Source organism: Limnohabitans sp. Rim11 (genome assembly GCF_001269365.1).
GTDB lineage: Bacteria > Pseudomonadota > Gammaproteobacteria > Burkholderiales > Burkholderiaceae_C > Limnohabitans_A.
The window spans coordinates 265,666-282,199 of the sequence record NZ_CXOM01000004.1; the positions used below are offsets into that span (position 1 = coordinate 265,666).

Consider the following 16,534-nt stretch of genomic DNA (forward strand, 5'->3'; position numbering starts at 1 on the left):
AAGTCAAGGCACAATAGTGCCTATGAACATTGTGATCCTTGACGACTACCAAGATGTCGTCCGAAAACTCGATTGCGCATCCAAGTTAGATGCATACAGTGCCAAGGTCTATACCAATACGGTCAAAGGTTTGGGGCAACTGTCTGTTCGACTCAAAGACGCAGATATTTTGGTTCTTATCAGAGAGCGCACGCACCTCAATCGGCAGCTCCTTGAAAAGCTACCTAAGCTCAAGCTTATTTCTCAAACGGGTCATGCGGGCACACACATTGACCTTGAAGCATGTTCCGAACGTGGCATTGCCGTTGCACAAGGTACAGGCTCACCTTATGCTCCCGCCGAGCTCACCTGGGCTCTGGTCATGGCAGCGGCTCGCAGGTTGCCCCAATACATTGGCAACCTGAAGCATGGTGCTTGGCAACAATCAGGCCTTAAATCTGCGTCAATGCCCAGTAACTTTGGTTTGGGCACGGTCCTCAGGGGCCGAACATTTGGCGTCTGGGGCTACGGAAAAATAGGTCAGTTGGTTGCCGGATATGCCAAGGCTTTTGGTATGCAAGTCGTCGTTTGGGGCAGTGAAACCTCGCGCGACAAAGCCGTCAAAGATGGCTTCATACCCGCATCAAGCCGTGAAGCATTTTTTGAACAATGTGACATTTTGTCTTTGCACTTGCGACTCAACGATGCAACACGTGGCATCGTTACGCTTGAAGATTTGTCGCGCATGAAAACCAGCGCCTTGATTGTCAACACCTCTCGCGCTGAGTTGATTGAGCCTGACGCCCTCATCAGCGCCCTGAACCGCGGCCGTCCCGGCCTTGCCGCCATCGATGTCTTTGAACACGAGCCTATCCTTCAAGGACACGCTTTGTTGCGCTTAGAAAATTGTATTTGCACACCTCACATCGGCTACGTCGAAAAAGACACCTACGAGTTGTACTTCAATGCAGCATTTGACAACGTGGTGAACTTCATCAAAGGCACACCCACCAACATTGTCAATCCAGGCGCTTTGCAGGTCAGAAGATAGATCTTCAAGATTTCTATCTTTTTGACAAATCGCTCTGAAGATTTAATGTTTTTTTCAATTTTAGATTTCTCTTTATGACAACCGTTTTCAAACAAGTTGCCGTCATTGGCGCAGGCGCCATGGGCCGTGGCATTGCCCAAATTGCAGCGCAAGCAGGCAGTCAAGTTTGGCTTTACGACACACAAGCTGACGCAACACTCAAAGCCAAAGATGCAGTCCACGCAGTGTGGGACACATTGGCTTCCAAAGGTCGACTGGACGCAGAAACAGTGGCGCGCTACAAAGCACAGTTGCACACGGCCAGCTCGCTGGTAGATCTAAAAACTTGCGAGTTGGTGGTCGAGGCCATTGTTGAACGCTTGGACATCAAGAAAAGTTTGTTCGTTGAACTGGAAAACGTTCTGTCTGAAACTGCCGTGTTGGTCACTAACACATCGTCCTTGTCTGTAACCGCTATTGCAGCTGCCTTAAAGCGTCCTGCACACTTTGCGGGCTACCACTTCTTCAACCCCGTGCCTCTCATGAAAGTAGTTGAAGTGATCGCGGGCCTGAAGACGTCCCCAGAAGTTTGCGAACGCCTCACCCAGTTTGCCAAACAAATGGGCCATACCCCCGTTCAGGCCAACGACACCCCTGGTTTCATCGTCAATCATGCAGGCCGCGGCTATGGTACCGAGGCGCTGCGCATTGTGTCTGAAGGCGTAGCAGATTTCGCCACCATCGATCGCATTTTGAAAGACCAAGTTGGCTTCAAACTTGGCCCCTTTGAGTTGTTTGATTTGACCGCCTTGGATGTGTCCCATCCTGTCATGGAGTCCATTTACAACCAGTACTACCAAGAACCCAGATACCGTCCCAGTGTTATCACGGCTCAGCGCTTGGCAGGCGGTGTCGTTGGCAAAAAAGTAGGCGAAGGTTTCTACACCTATACCGATGGCAAAGCCAATGTCAGTCCCGAACCACCCGTGCCACATGTCACCGAATTTCCTCCAGTTTGGGTTTCACCTAGGGCATCAAGGCGCTTAGAACTTTTGCAACTGCTCAAGGATTTGGGCGCCACCATTGAAACAGGTGCCTCACCTTCACCCAACGCATTGACGCTGGTGGCTCCATTGGGTTTTGACGTCACAACAGTTGCGGTCGTTGAACGCTTAGACCCTGCACGAACGGTGGGCATTGACATGTTGTTTGACGATGCCGCTACCAAACGTCGCGTCTTGGCCACCAACCCAGCCACTCGCTCTGACATGCGAGATGCCGCGCACGCCTTGTTTGCCAAAGATGGCAAAGCAGTGAGTGTCATTCGCGACAGCGGTGGCTTCATCACCCAACGCGTGGTGGCCAACATCGTGAACATCGCCGCTGACATGTGCCAACAAAGAGTTTGCACACCGCAAGACTTGGATGTGGCTGTCACACTCGGCTTGGGTTATCCCGTTGGCCCATTGGCCTTGGGCAACAAATTGGGCCCTACCAACGTTTTGGAAGTGCTATTTAATTTGCAAACGGTTTATGGCGATCCACGTTATCGCCCTAGCCCCTGGTTGCGTCGTCGCGGCGCCATCGGTTTGTCTTTGTTGCACACAGAGGATTGAGGACATGTCATCTCAACTGCTCAGCACCAGCGAAGGCGCCACGCTCATTCTGACCCTGAGCAATCCCGAGCATCGAAATGCACTGGGCCCAGAAATGTATGCGGCAGGGGTTGAAGCCTTGAACGTGGCTGAAAGCAGCGCCGACATTCGAAGTGTGGTCATCACGGGCGAAGGGGGTGTTTTCAGTGCGGGTGGCAACCTTCAACGATTGCAAAACAACCGTCAGATGCCCCCAGAACATCAAGCTCAAAGTATCGAGGGCTTGCACAATTGGATTGAAGCCATTCGCGCATTTCCAAAACCCGTATTGGCCGCTGTGGAGGGTCCTGCAGCAGGTGCTGGTTTTTCATTGGCCCTGGCTTGCGACCTCATCATTGCGGCCCGCAACAGTGTGTTTGTCATGGCCTACAGCAATATCGCTTTGTCGCCGGATGGCGGTGCCAGCTGGAGCTTGACGCGCTCACTGCCGCGTCAATTGGCCACAGAATTGCTCATGCTGGGAGAACGCATAGGTGCCGAAAAGTTACACGATTTGGGCGTCGTCAATCGCGTTTGCGAACCGGGTCAGGCCTTGGGTACAGCCCTAACTTTGGCAGAGCAACTCAACAAACGCGCCCCCAATGCCTTGACCAGCATCAAAGAATTGCTCTCTGAAGCAGATGCCGCTGCTTTGAACAAACAACTTGCCTTAGAACGTGATCATTTCGTTAAAAACTTGCACCACGTCAACGGCGGCATTGGGATCAATGCATTTTTAAACAAAGAAAAACCGCAGTTCGAATGATGCGCATGGGGTCTCCCAGGCGACAAAATTCTCATTAGCAGTCACTCAAAAGACACATCATGGACGAACCCATTCTTACGATGGAGGAAAGAGAAGCCATCAACGCAGGTCGTTGGTTCTCAACACTTTCACCTTCACTCAGACACGACATTCTCCGATGCGCTTACGTCAAACGATACAAAGACGGCGAACTGATTGCTTCTCGCGGCGAGCCGCCAGAGCAATGGATTGCGTGCGCCAAAGGCGCCGTGCGTGTCAGTTCAACTTCTGTATCGGGCAAACAAATTACACTGACCTATGTCGAGCCAGGCATTTGGTTTGGCGACGTCTCGATCTTCGACGGCGACCGGCGCACGCACGATGTGTACGCACATGGCGAGACCACCACACTCAATGTGGCCAAAGCCGACTTCAAAAAAATTCTAGATACGCACATCGAACTCTACGATGCTATGCTGCGCTTGCACGCAAGACGCATACGTCAACTGTTCGGCCTGGTAGAAGATCTGAACACCCTGCCCTTGCGCGCTCGCTTGGCCAAACAGCTCAATCACTTGGTTCGAAGTTATGGTGTGCCGAGTCTTTCAGATGCCAAGGCCATTCGCATCAGTTTGCAGTTGGCTCAAGAGGAATTGGCCCAATTGTTGGGCGCATCCAGACAACGCGTCAATCAAGAGCTCAAACAAATGGAGCGCGAAAATGTCATCAAAATAGAGCCCAGCGGCTTAACAATTTTGGATCGACAAGCCTTGCTCAAAATTGTCAATTCAGACATCTGACTTTCCAATTCCATCTTGACAATTTGCTAAACAACGGTGGTATCTCCCATGAGCCAGTTTGAACACTTTGAGGGCACTCGCCCTGTGACCGGTAGTCATGTATTTGACGTTCAAATCCTTGAACAGTGGCTTGCCTCAAGACTTCAAGATTTTGAAGGCCCCCTCACAGTAGAAATGTTCAAAGGGGGGCAGTCCAACCCCACCTACAAACTACTGACACCCAAGCGCGCTTATGTGATGCGCGCCAAACCAGGGCCTGTTGCTAAACTGCTTCCTTCTGCGCACGCCATCGAACGCGAATTCGCAGTCATGAGCGGTTTATCGGGGACAGCGGTTCCAGTGGCACAAATGCATGTACTGTGCGAAGACGAGTCAATCATTGGGCGTGCCTTCTATGTCATGGAATTTGTAGCTGGACGTGTCTTGTGGGATCAGTCCTTACCCCAAATGAACAACGCTCAGAGGAGCGAGATCTATGACGAAATGAATCGCGTTATTGCTGCGCTGCATTCCGTTGACTTTGCCAAACAAGGCTTGGCAAATTATGGCAAGCCCGGCAGTTACATTGAGCGACAAATTGGCCGCTGGAGCAAGCAGTACGACGCATCACGCACCCAAGACATTCCTGAAATGGACAAGCTCATGGCATGGTTGCCTGCCAACATGCCCAACAGCGCCAAGGACCAGAGTCTTGTCAGCATTGTTCATGGCGATTTCAGATTAGACAATTTGATGTTTCATTCAACACAGCCCAAGGTATTGGCCGTGTTAGATTGGGAACTCTCCACTTTAGGTCACCCCCTTGCAGACTTCAGCTACCACTGCATGTCTTGGCACATCAAGCCAGGCTCATTCAGAGGCATTGGTGGCTTAGACCACCAAGCTTTGGGAATTCCAACCGAGGCAGAATACATTGAGCGCTATTGCCAACGCACAGGCTTTACAACGCCAGAAAAATTGGCCGTTGATTGGAGTTTCTACATGGCCTACAACCTGTTCCGAATGGCGGCCATTCTTCAAGGCATTGCAAAGCGCGTTGAAGCCGGAACAGCTTCGAGCGAACAAGCCAAGGCTTCAGGCGCAGGCGCCAAACCCATGGCCGAATTGGCATGGCAAATTGCAGCGCAAGCTTAATTTTTAAGATTTAACAGGAGACACTCTATGCAATTCGAATATTCTGACAAAGTCAAAGACATGCAAGCACGCTTGCTGGCTTTCATGGATGAGCACATTTATCCAAACGAAGCGCGTTTTTTCAAAGAGATTGAAGAAAACCGCGCCAAGGGCAATGCATGGATTCCCACAAAAATTGTGGAGGAACTTAAACCATTGGCACAAAAAGCTGGCTTGTGGAATCTGTTCTTGCCCAAATCTAATCGTGCCCCACAGGGTTTGTCCAATTTGGAATACGCGCCTATGTGCGAAATCATGGGACGAGTTCCTTTTGCTGCTGAAGTTTTTAACTGCTCAGCACCTGACACTGGCAACATGGAAACTTTTGAGCGCTACGCCAGTGAAAAACTCAAAGACAAATGGCTTGAGCCTTTGCTTCGCGGTGAAATTCGCTCTGCTTTCTTAATGACTGAGCCCGATGTGGCTTCATCTGACGCCACCAACATCCAATGCGAAATTCGTCGTGAAGGCGATGAATACGTGATCAATGGCCGTAAATGGTGGTCCTCTGGTGCTGGCGATCCAAGATGCGCTGTCTACATCGTCATGGGAAAAACAGACCCTGAAGCTGGACGCCACCAACAACAGTCCATGATCATTGTGCCAGCCAATTCTCCAGGCATTAAGGTGGTTCGAGCCTTGTCTGTGTTTGGCTACGACGATGCGCCACATGGCCATATGGAAGTGGTTCTCAAAGATGTGAGAGTTCCAGTGGGCAATATGTTGTTGGGTGAAGGTCGTGGCTTTGAGATTGCACAAGGTCGCCTTGGCCCAGGACGTATTCACCATTGCATGAGAACCATTGGAATTTCAGAACGCGCACTTGAGTTGATGTGCAAACGACTGAACAGTCGTGTGGCGTTTGGCATGCAAGTTTCCAAACAAACCGTTTGGCAGGAGCGTATTGCAGAGTCACGTTGCATGATTGAACAAGCCCGCTTGCTGACTTTGAAAGCGGCATACATGATGGACACTGTGGGTAACAAAATTGCCAAGGCTGAAATTGCCATGATCAAAATTGTCGCGCCTCAAATGGCTTGCCAAATCATTGATTGGGCCATTCAAGCTCATGGCGCGGGTGGTTTGAGTCAAGATTTCCCTTTAGCTTATGCTTACGCACACCAGCGAACCCTTCGCTTCGCAGATGGTCCAGACGAAGTACACCGCAACTCTCTGGCCAAACTTGAATTGGCCAAACACATGCTGGTGCCTGGTGACGTAGAAATGCCAATCACGCGCGGTTCTTAATTCTCAGCCAATCCGTGAGTTAACTTTTTCTATCAAGTCCGATGGAATTTCTGAAGAACTTTTTCATCAATTTTTCAGATTTCCACTGATCCCGCATTAGAATATGAGGCTTGTCGGAGCGTAGCGCAGTCTGGTAGCGCATCTGGTTTGGGACCAGAGGGTCGAAGGTTCGAATCCTTTCGCTCCGACCATTCATCCTAAAAGGCCCTACCATCATGGTTTCAGGGCCTTTTTTATCTGCCCGTAGCTCAACTGGATAGAGCAACGGCCTTCTAAGCCGTAGGTCGGGGGTTCGAGTCCCTCCGGGCAGGCCATCTTCCGATTTCATGCATAAGGGTTTTGCCTAGCATTTTCGCCTTCAGATATGCAACATAATGCATCTTATAAGGAGATTATTCATGACCAATTCCCCCTCACGTCGTCTGGTTTTAACACGCAGTGCCGCCCTGGTTGGCGCAGCCAGTTCTGGTTTGCTATTGCCTGAATGGGCCATGGCTCAGTCCGGCAAAATTCGCGTTGGCCTCATGCTGCCCTACTCTGGTGCCTTTGCGCCTTTGGGCGTCGCCATTGAAAACGGCGTTCGAATGGCCATCAATGAGCAAGGTGGCAAATTGGGCGGCCGCGAGATCGAATGGTTCAAGGTTGATGACGAATCAGATCCTTCCAAAGGCATCGAGAACGCCAACAAATTGGTTCAACGTGACAAAGTCGATGTCCTGATCGGCACCGTTCACTCCGGCGTGCAAATGGGCATTCACAAAGTAGCCCGCGATTCTGGCGTTCTGACACTCATTCCTAACGCAGGCGTTCACGCCGCCACGCGTGCATTGTGCGCACCCAACGTTTTCCGCACCAGCTTCTCCAACAGCCAACCCACATTGGCATTGGGTCAAGCCATGGTGGCCAAAGGTCACAAAAAGGCTGTTTGGATTACTTGGAAGTACGCAGCTGGCGACGAAGCCTATGAGGGCTTTAAAGAAAGCTACACCAAAGCTGGTGGCACCATTGTCAAGGAACTGGGCTTGCCCTTCCCCAATGTTGAATTCCAAGCCTTGCTGACTGAAATTGCAGCCATCAAACCCGACGCTGTGGCTTGTTTCTTTGCCGGTCCTTCAGGTGCCAAATTCATGAAGGACTTTGCTGCAGCTGGCCTGAAAGGCAAGATCGCGCTGTACGGCTCAGGCTTCTTGACCGAAGGCGTTTTGCAAGCAGCAGGCCCCGCTGCCGATGGCGTCATGACCACCTTGCACTACAGCGATTCATTGGATACGCCACGCAACAACAAGTTCCGTTTGGAATACGCCAAGGCATTCAAAATGCAACCAGATGTCTATGCCGTCCAAGGTTATGACACTGGCCTCTTGTTGATGCAAGGTGCCAATGCCGTCAAGGGCGACTTGAGCAAAAAGCCTGAACTCTACAAAGCCATGGAAGGTGCCGTGATTGACAGCCCACGTGGCAAATGGACCATGAGCAAGTCACACAACCCCATCCAAGACATGTACCTGCGCGTCGCAGAAAAAGGTGAAAACAAAGTCATTGGCATTGCTGCCAAAGGCCTTGCCGATCCGGGCACCGGCTGCAGAATGGGCTAAAAGGCTTGCGTGGTTTTGACACGCCAAAGCGGCGGAGAAATCCGCCGCTTTTTCATTTCTGAAGTACTGAGTACTTGCGTTATTTTGTAGCCATTATGGATTTCGTTAATTTTTTGATTCAACTATTGAACAGTGTTCAGTATGGACTGCTGCTGTTCATGCTTGCCGCGGGTTTGACGCTCATTTTTGGCATCATGGGCGTTGTCAATTTGGCGCACGGTAGTTTCTACATGCTGGGCGCATATTTGGCGTGGTCTCTGGCAGCCATAACACAGAGCTTCACCCTGGCCATCATTCTTGGAACTGTGTTGTCAGTGATTTTTGGTTTGTTGCTAGAGTGGTTGCTGTTTAGGCACTTCTACAAACGCGATCACTTAGACCAGGTGCTTCTGACATTTGGTTTGATCTATGTCTTTGAAGAAACTCGATCCATTCTTTGGGGCGACGATGTTCATGGCGTCACCATCCCTGATGCGCTGAGTGCGTCTATTCCGCTTACAGAAACTCTGTCGTACCCTGTCTACAGATTGTTCATGTCCGGCGTTTGCTTGTTGCTGGCACTCGGTTTGTATTTGCTCATTTCTAAAACACGTTTGGGCATGAAAATTAGAGCTGGCGCTTTCAATCATGAAATGACCGAGGCTTTGGGTGTCAACATCAAACTGATTCACGCCTTGGTGTTTGCATTGGGCGTTGGCCTGGCCACCATCGCTGGCATGGTGGCGGCACCTGTCTCTAGCGTCTACCCTAACATGGGCTCGCAAGTTCTCATCATGTGTTTTGTGGTGGTCGTGATTGGCGGCATTGGCTCTGTCAAGGGCGCACTCATTGCAGCCTTGTTGGTCGGCTTGGTAGATACCTTTGGCAAGGTTCTGTTGCCACAAGTGTCTGGCATGTTGGTGTACATCTTGATGGCACTTGTCTTACTCTACAAGCCCGAAGGCTTGTTCAAAAACTAAGGGGCCAACATGAGCGATTCACACGCCCCCCTCGAAACGCTGCCACGCAGTTTGAATATTTTGTTGGCACTCGCCTTTGTGGCGCTGGCTGCTTTTCCATTTGTTGGCACAGACTATTACTTGCAGATGGTCACCCGCATGATGATTTTGGCCATCTTTGCCATGAGCCTTGATTTGCTGCAAGGTGTCACAGGCTTGGTGTCCTTGGGACATGCGGCTTACTTTGGTGTGGCAGGTTATGCGCTGGCGTTTTTCACACCGCCAGGTGAGCCCATTGCTTTGTGGTGGTCCTTGCCTGCTGCTGTGGGTGTGTCTGCCCTGCTGGCACTGGTCATTGGGTTCTTGGTGGTTAGAACACACGGCATCTACTTCATCATGGTCACCATGGCCTTTTCACAGATGGTGTTCTACGCCTTCTTTGACAACAAAGCACTGGGCGGATCTGACGGGGTTTACATCAACTTCAAACCTGAAACATGGTTGTTTGATTTAGAAAACAAAACGACTTTCTATTTCTTCACCTTGGCCATGATGCTGGCGGTGTATTTGTTTTTAAGACGTCTTTTGTGGAGCCCATTTGGGCGCGCCTTGTCGGGCATTCGCGTCAATGAACATCGCATGCGAGCTTTGGGCTATGGCACCTTTGGCCACAAACTAGCGGCCTTCACATTGGCTGGCGCCTTGGCCGGTCTGGCTGGATTTCTTTGGGGTGCTCAATCGGGCTACGTCAATCCCGAACTGCTGGGGTTCCACATGAGTGCGCACGTCATCATGATGATCATTTTGGGCGGCATGGGCAATTTTGCGGGTGCTATTGTTGGCGCTTTCTCGTTTGAGTATTTGTTGCATGTCTTCAAAGACCTGCCCACTGTGGGCGGGTTTAACTTAGGGAAGCATTGGCAGTTGTGGATGGGCTTGTTCATCGTAGGCCTGGTCATTTTGGCACCCAGAGGTATCTTGGGCTTGTTTGCCACATTGTTCAAGTCGAAGGAGGCGCGTCATGAGTGACACCCAAGACTTGCTTTTAAGTGCACACAAAGTCACCAAGCGCTTTGGCGGATTAACGGCCGTCAATGAAGTTTCAGTCGATTTAAAACTGGGACAAATTCATGCTGTGATTGGCCCCAATGGTGCAGGCAAATCGACCCTGACCAATTTGTTGACAGGCGACCTGCCTGCCACATCGGGTCATGTCAGTCTCAAGGGTGAAGACATTACGGGTTGGACTCCCGAGAAAATCTCTCGCAATGGCCTCGGCAGAAGTTATCAAAAGACAAACATCTTTAGAAGCTTTACGGTTTGGGACAACGTAAGACTTTCTGCACAATCCAGAAGTCAGCCACTGCCCTTCAATCCATTGGCTTGGCTGCAAAATGCAGATGCCATGCAAGATGTCAATCAGCGCGCTGAGCGGGCTATTGAATTGGCTGGCTTGCAAAACAGACGGCATGCCATCGCAGGTGCCGCCAGCCACGGCGAACAGCGTCAGCTTGAAATTGCCATGACCTTGGCCACAGAACCACAGGTACTTTTATTGGATGAACCATTGGCCGGCATGGGCGTTGCCGAAGCAGAAAGCATGATTCAACTTTTATTGCGACTCAAGTCATCGCACGCCATGATGCTGGTTGAGCATGACATTGACGCTATTTTTACCTTGGCCGATCAATTGACTGTGATGGTCAACGGCACCGTCATTGCAAGTGGTTTACCCGCAGTTGTGCGCGCAGACGCTGGCGTACAAGCCGCTTACTTGGGTGAGGATCATTGACATGTCAGAAACACTGATTCAAGTGAAGGGCCTCAATAGTTACTACGGGGCCAGCCACGTTCTAAGAGACATTCATTTTGAAGTAAAGGCTGGCGAGACCATCGGCTTGATGGGTCGCAATGGCATGGGCAAAAGCACCCTGCTTAAATCGATCATGGGCATTATCACCCCTCGCTCGGGCGATGTGTTGATCAAAGGTCAAAGAACCAATGAGCGCGCCATTTTTGAAGTGGCACAACAAGGCATCGCCTATGTACCCGAAGGCCGAGGCATCTTTGGCAATTTGAGTGTGGTTGAAAATTTGCAAATGGCGGCGCGCCCAGGCACCAAAGGACAACGCGATTGGACCTATGACCGCGTGCTTGAAACTTTCCCTCGCCTCAAAGAACGCTTAGGCCATGGCGGTCAACAATTGTCCGGCGGCGAGCAACAAATGCTGACCATTGGCCGCGCGCTCATGACCAACCCCGATGTGCTCATTTTGGATGAAGCCACAGAAGGTTTGGCGCCACTGATTGCCAGAGAAATTTGGCGCATTTGCAGCGTCATCAAAGAGAGTGGCATTAGCAGCATCATTGTTGATAAAAACTGGAAACACGTCACCAAAATTACGGATCGCAATGTGATTTTGGTTAAAGGCGAAGTGGTCTTTGAAGGTAGTTCTGAATCCCTGCAATCGCAGCCAGAAATCATGGCGCAGCACCTTGGTGTTTAATGGGCTTAAGGCTTTTTGTTGAGAGATTTCATGAAAAAAGACAACACACTGCTAGGCGTTCGCGTTCTAAGTTTGGCTTTGAATTTGCCGGGACCTGCCGCCCTGCTGCGTGTGGCCCAAATGGGCGCCAAATGCACCAAGGTCAATCCGCCCAATGGCGATCCCATGGCTTTGTATACCCAAGCTGGCTATGCCACTTTGCACTCTGGTATCAAAGAAGTATCGTGTGATTTAAAAAGTATTGCAGGTCAAAAATCAATGCATCAGTGGCTGGCCAAAACCGATGTCTTGCTCACCTCCTTCAGACCCTCGGCCTTGAACAAATTAGGCTTTGGTTGGAAGGTCTTGCACAAGATGTACCCGCAGCTCAGTTGCGTTAGCGTGGTGGGAGCGCCTGGCGCCTTGGCAGAAATTCCTGGACATGACCTGACCTATCAAGCCGAAGTCAATTTAGTACCTGGCATGCAACTGCCTGCCAGTTTATTTGCAGACATGGGCGGCGCCCTCATGGCCAGTGAAGCCATCTTGAAAGCCACCCTTTCGCAGCGCACGTCTGGAAACGGCAGCTTTCACGAAGTTGCACTCAGCGAAGCCGCTGCCTGGTTGGCTTTGCCTCGCCATTGGGGCATGACACTGCCAACGGGTCCAGTCGGTGGCGCTCATGCTGGCTACAAGATTTACGCTTGCAAAAATGGACGTGTTGCAGTGGCTGCGCTAGAAACTCATTTTGCAAAGTCATTGTGTGAAGCAGCGGGCATCCCTGTGAAAGATGTCAAAACATTGTTCAGCCCCAAAACGCATGCAGGCATTGCGTCCTTCTTCGCCAGCAAAACACGACAGCAACTTGACAAGTTGGCTACCGAAAAAGATATCCCTCTCATGACCTTGCCCAAGGCCTAAAGCAAAGGCTAATGCGTTAGGCATTCAATCGATAGCTTCAGGCGTTCATCCGCTAGCGTGAGTCTTTAGTGCGTGAGTTGCGCCCAGGCTTTGTCTAAGCGCTTGACGCTCACCGGTTGAGGGGTGCGTAGCTCTTGTGCAAAAAAGCTCACCCTCAGCTCTTCCAGCAACCATCTGAACTCCAACATGCGGTCATCGACTGCGCCTTTTCTTTCAGCCACCAGCCGCCAGTAGCGTTGCTCCTGAGGTTTGAGCTCCAAGGATTTGGTAACATCGCGTGCGGGATCGGCTCGCCATTTGTCCAATCGCAAAACGATGGCTTTGAGGTACCTTGCAAAATGCTGAAGCTGATTCCAAGGCGTGGCCACCATGAATCGTTTGGGCATTAAGCGCTGAAGCTGTTGCGCACAGTCGGCTGTGGCTTCAGGTGCATTTTTGGTGTCCTTGATTTTGCGGGTGGCTGCCGCATATTCAATCAGAATGACACCTGCCAAACGAGCCACCTCGTTGGCAATCAAGGTAAGTCGCCCTCTGCCCTCTTCGATTCGTTTTTTAAATGCGAATTCATCGGCAGGCAATGGGTCTAACAAGAAAGCACGGTCCAGGGCTACTTCAATGATTTGCTGACGCAGTTCGTCGGATGTGCCTAGCGGCATGTAAGACACTGCCATTTTTTGCAAATCCGGAATGTTCTTTTCCAAATACTTCAAAGCATCTTTAATTTGCAATGCAAACAATCGGCGCAAGCCTTCACGGTGCTTTTGAGCCGCCACTTCGGGCTCGTCAAAGACCTCAATGGCTACAGCGTCCTGCATGTCTACCAAGGCAGGGAAACCAATCAAACTTTGACCGCCTTTGTTGATCTCCATGAGTTCAGGCAGATCGCCAAACGACCAATTCGTGTATTTGATTTGCGAATTGATTTTGCTACTGGATGACGAACCACCCTTTTGAGGCTGCACTGAAGTTGATGAATGTGTGACTGCAGTCGTTGATTTTGATGTGCTAGTTTGGTCTTTAGAAGCACTGCCTTGTGCAGCTGGTGGCGCAGACGTTTGCACCTTCAACTGCGCCAAGGCCTGAAACGCGCCACGGGCTTGTGAGCCCCAATCAGACTTCAAGGCGCCCAAATTTCGCCCCATGCCCAATTGGCGCCCATGCTCGTCCACCACTCGGAGGTTCATGAACAAATGCGGACTGAGCATGTCCAATTTGAAATCAGCGCGTTTGACATCCAGACTGGTCATGTCGCGAACTTTTTTCAGCAACACATCTGTCAATGAGCCGGTGCCAAAAACTTCCGGCGCACCCAGTTGTTCAGCCAACTTAGAAGCCGAATCTGGCAAAGGCACAAATCGAGACCTGGGCTTTTGCGGCAAGCTTTTAAGCAATGCGAGTATTTTGTCTTTCAACAAACCAGGTACCAGCCACTCGCAGCGTTCTTCATTGACCTGGTTCAAAACAAACAAAGGCACGGTGACAGTGACCCCATCCTTGGCATCACCCGGTTCATGCAAATAAGTAGCGCTGCAATCGGTACCACCTAATCGAATGGCTTTGGGAAATGCTTGCGTGGTAATGCCAGCAGCCTCGTGGCGCATCAGCTCTTCGCGTGTCAACAACAAAAGTTGGGGCTGCTGCTTGACTGCTTGGCGGTACCAAGACTCTAAGAGTCGACCCGAACAAACATCTGCTGGAATTTGTTGGTCGTAAAAAGCAAATATGAGTTCGTCGTCCACCAACACATCTTGTCGTCTTGACTTGTGCTCCAGCTCTTCGACTTTGGCAATCATCTTTTGATTGGCAGACAAAAAGGGCAAAGCTGTTTCCCACTGAGCTTGTACCAAGCCCTCGCGAATGAAAATTTCACGCGCGGTTTGCGGGTCGATCTTGCCAAACGGCACTCGCCTCCCGCTGTAGACCACTAAGCCATACAGGGTAGCCCGCTCAAGGGCAATGACCTCTGCTGACTTCTTTTCCCAATGCGGATCAAGCAATTGCTTCTTGAGCAAGTGTGAGCCTACCTGCTCGAGCCAAGTGGGCTCAATGCCAGCAATACCTCGACCAAACAATCGCGTGGTCTCAACCAATTCAGAAACCACCGTCCAACGGCCTGGCTTCTTAGACAAGTGAGCGCCAGGGTGTCTGTAAAACTTAATGCCACGCGCGCCCAAATACACATCTTCATCGTCTTGTTTGCAGCCCACGTTGCCCAGCAAGCCAGCCAACATGGACAAATGAATTTGCTCGTAAGTGGCTGGCTTGGTATTCAATTGCCAGCGATGCTCCGCCACCGTGGTGTGCAACTGCGTATGCGTATCGCGCCACTCGCGCACACGGCGAATGTTGACGAAATTTTGCCTCAGCAATTGTTCGTACTGCCGATTGCTTAACTTGTGTTCTGCACCAGCGGGTGATTTGCCACCCCGTGATTCGGACAACCATTTCCAAAGCTTCAGGTAGCCCGTGAATTCGCTTTTCTCGTCGTCAAACTTGGCATGTGCCTGGTCTGCCTGAGCTTGGGCCTCCATGGGCCTGTCACGCACATCTTGCACGGACAACGCGCTGGCAATGATCAACACCTCGTCCAGCGCTTGCCTGTCGCGTGCCTCCAAAATCATGCGGCCAACCCTAGGATCCAAAGGCAGTCGGGCCAGTTCTGTGCCCGTTGGTGTGAGCTCATTGGTGTCGTCCACCGCCCCCAGTTCGGCCAGCAACTGATAGCCATCGGTAATGGCGCGTTTTGAGGGCGCCTCGATGAACGGAAAGTCATCGACCACGCCCAAATGCAATGACTTCATTCGCAAGATCACGCCTGCCAAAGATGATCGCAAAATTTCGGGATCGGTAAATTTGGGTCGCGAATTGAAATCGGCTTCATCGTACAGGCGAATGCAAATGCCATTGGCCACACGGCCGCAGCGACCGGCGCGCTGATTGGCTGCCGCTTGGCTAATGGGCTCAACCATCAACTGCTCCACCTTGCTTCGAAGGCTATAGCGCTTGACACGTGCTGTACCAGCATCAATCACATATCGAATACCGGGCACGGTCAATGACGTCTCGGCCACGTTGGTCGCCAACACAATTCGTCTGCCCGAGTGCGTGTCAAACACTCGGTCTTGATCGGCTTGCGACAGTCTGGCAAACAAAGGCAACACCTCGGCACTTCGAGTGACAGCGCTGTGCGACAAGTGTTTTCGCAGGTGGTCTGCCGCTTCTCTAATTTCGCGTTCACCCGGCAGAAATATCAAGATATCGCCCGAAGCATGACCCGTCCACAATTCATCGACTGCTTCAGCAATGGCATCGTTCAAATCGTGTTCGCGAGATTCCTCAAATGGCCGCCAACGCATTTCGACAGGAAAGGTTCTGCCAGACACCATGATGACTGGCGCAGGTCCTTTGCGGGAGGCAAAGTGCTGTGCAAAGCGATTGGCATCGATGGTGGCCGAGGTGACCACCACTTTCAAATCGGGACGCCTTGGCAATATTTGACGCAAGTAGCCCAACAAGAAGTCAATGTTCAGGCTTCGTTCATGGGCCTCGTCAATGATGAGCGTGTCATAGGCCTCTAACAAAGGGTCATTTTGAGTCTCTGCCAACAAAATACCATCGGTCATGAGTTTGACCGAGGCATCCTTAGACAAACGATCCTGAAATCGAACCTTGTAACCCACCACATCACCCAGTGGGGTCTTCAGTTCCTCGGCAATGCGTTTGGCAACGCTGCTGGCAGCAATGCGGCGCGGTTGGGTATGCCCAATCCACTTGCCGCGCTGACCAGGGGCGGCATTGAGCTTGCCACGGCCCAGAGCCAAAGCAATCTTGGGCAACTGGGTGGTTTTGCCTGAACCCGTCTCACCACAAACGATGATGACCTGGTGCTCCGACAGGGCCTGCGCTATTTCGTCGCGCTTTGCCGACACCGGCAAGGACTCTGGGAACTCGATTTTCAAGGGGGTGGCGGACAATGGCAAAACTT

Annotated in this window: 13 protein-coding genes and 2 tRNA genes; 14 read left to right on the top strand and 1 reads right to left on the bottom strand. The window is 51.3% G+C overall.

Features of this window, described 5'->3' with window-relative positions; genetic code table 11:
• Positions 1–22: 22 nt before the first annotated feature.
• From AMM03_RS12275 to AMM03_RS12340, 14 genes are all read left to right on the top strand, one after another.
• Positions 23–1,030, top strand: a complete 1,008-nt coding sequence (locus tag AMM03_RS12275) for a D-2-hydroxyacid dehydrogenase family protein (protein WP_090132020.1) — start codon at positions 23–25, stop codon at positions 1,028–1,030.
• 74 nt (positions 1,031–1,104) lie between these two features.
• Complete coding sequence (locus AMM03_RS12280; protein WP_090132022.1) at positions 1,105–2,625, top strand: 3-hydroxyacyl-CoA dehydrogenase; 1,521 nt, start codon at positions 1,105–1,107, stop codon at positions 2,623–2,625.
• Between the two features lie 4 nt (positions 2,626–2,629).
• Positions 2,630–3,409 carry an oxepin-CoA hydrolase, alternative type gene (locus AMM03_RS12285; RefSeq protein WP_090132023.1) on the top strand — a complete coding sequence of 260 codons (780 nt, stop codon included), beginning with the start codon at positions 2,630–2,632 and terminating at the stop codon, positions 3,407–3,409.
• A gap of 59 nt (positions 3,410–3,468) precedes the next feature.
• Complete coding sequence (locus tag AMM03_RS12290; RefSeq protein WP_090132025.1) at positions 3,469–4,188, top strand: Crp/Fnr family transcriptional regulator; 720 nt, start codon at positions 3,469–3,471, stop codon at positions 4,186–4,188.
• 48 nt (positions 4,189–4,236) lie between these two features.
• Complete coding sequence (locus AMM03_RS12295) at positions 4,237–5,322, top strand: phosphotransferase family protein (RefSeq protein WP_090132027.1); 1,086 nt, start codon at positions 4,237–4,239, stop codon at positions 5,320–5,322.
• 27 nt (positions 5,323–5,349) lie between these two features.
• A complete protein-coding gene (locus AMM03_RS12300) occupies positions 5,350–6,609 on the top strand; it encodes an acyl-CoA dehydrogenase family protein (RefSeq protein WP_090132028.1) in 1,260 nt (419 codons plus the stop codon).
• 114 nt (positions 6,610–6,723) lie between these two features.
• Positions 6,724–6,800: transfer RNA gene (locus AMM03_RS12305), tRNA-Pro, on the top strand.
• Positions 6,801–6,846: 46 nt separating this feature from the next.
• Positions 6,847–6,923 (top strand) — tRNA-Arg (locus tag AMM03_RS12310).
• Positions 6,924–7,007: 84 nt separating this feature from the next.
• A complete protein-coding gene (locus AMM03_RS12315; RefSeq protein WP_090132031.1) occupies positions 7,008–8,204 on the top strand; it encodes an ABC transporter substrate-binding protein in 1,197 nt (398 codons plus the stop codon).
• A gap of 95 nt (positions 8,205–8,299) precedes the next feature.
• Complete coding sequence (locus AMM03_RS12320; RefSeq protein WP_090132033.1) at positions 8,300–9,163, top strand: branched-chain amino acid ABC transporter permease; 864 nt, start codon at positions 8,300–8,302, stop codon at positions 9,161–9,163.
• A 9-nt stretch (positions 9,164–9,172) separates the two neighbouring features.
• On the top strand, positions 9,173–10,171 hold the full coding sequence (locus AMM03_RS12325) for a branched-chain amino acid ABC transporter permease (protein WP_090132034.1): 999 nt from the start codon (positions 9,173–9,175) through the stop codon (positions 10,169–10,171).
• Positions 10,164–10,934, top strand: coding sequence for an ABC transporter ATP-binding protein (locus AMM03_RS12330; protein ID WP_090132036.1), 771 nt, complete (start codon positions 10,164–10,166; stop codon positions 10,932–10,934). Before AMM03_RS12325 ends, AMM03_RS12330 begins: the two co-directional genes overlap by 8 nt.
• Before the next feature lies 1 nt (position 10,935).
• On the top strand, positions 10,936–11,649 hold the full coding sequence (locus tag AMM03_RS12335; protein WP_090132038.1) for an ABC transporter ATP-binding protein: 714 nt from the start codon (positions 10,936–10,938) through the stop codon (positions 11,647–11,649).
• Between the two features lie 30 nt (positions 11,650–11,679).
• Positions 11,680–12,549 carry a CoA transferase gene (locus AMM03_RS12340; protein ID WP_090132040.1) on the top strand — a complete coding sequence of 290 codons (870 nt, stop codon included), beginning with the start codon at positions 11,680–11,682 and terminating at the stop codon, positions 12,547–12,549.
• Between the two features lie 65 nt (positions 12,550–12,614).
• Here AMM03_RS12340 and hrpA read toward each other — a convergent pair whose 3' ends face one another.
• Complete coding sequence (gene hrpA / locus AMM03_RS12345) at positions 12,615–16,523, bottom strand: ATP-dependent RNA helicase HrpA (RefSeq protein WP_228764693.1); 3,909 nt, start codon at positions 16,521–16,523, stop codon at positions 12,615–12,617.
• Between the last annotated feature and the right edge of the window lie 11 nt (positions 16,524–16,534).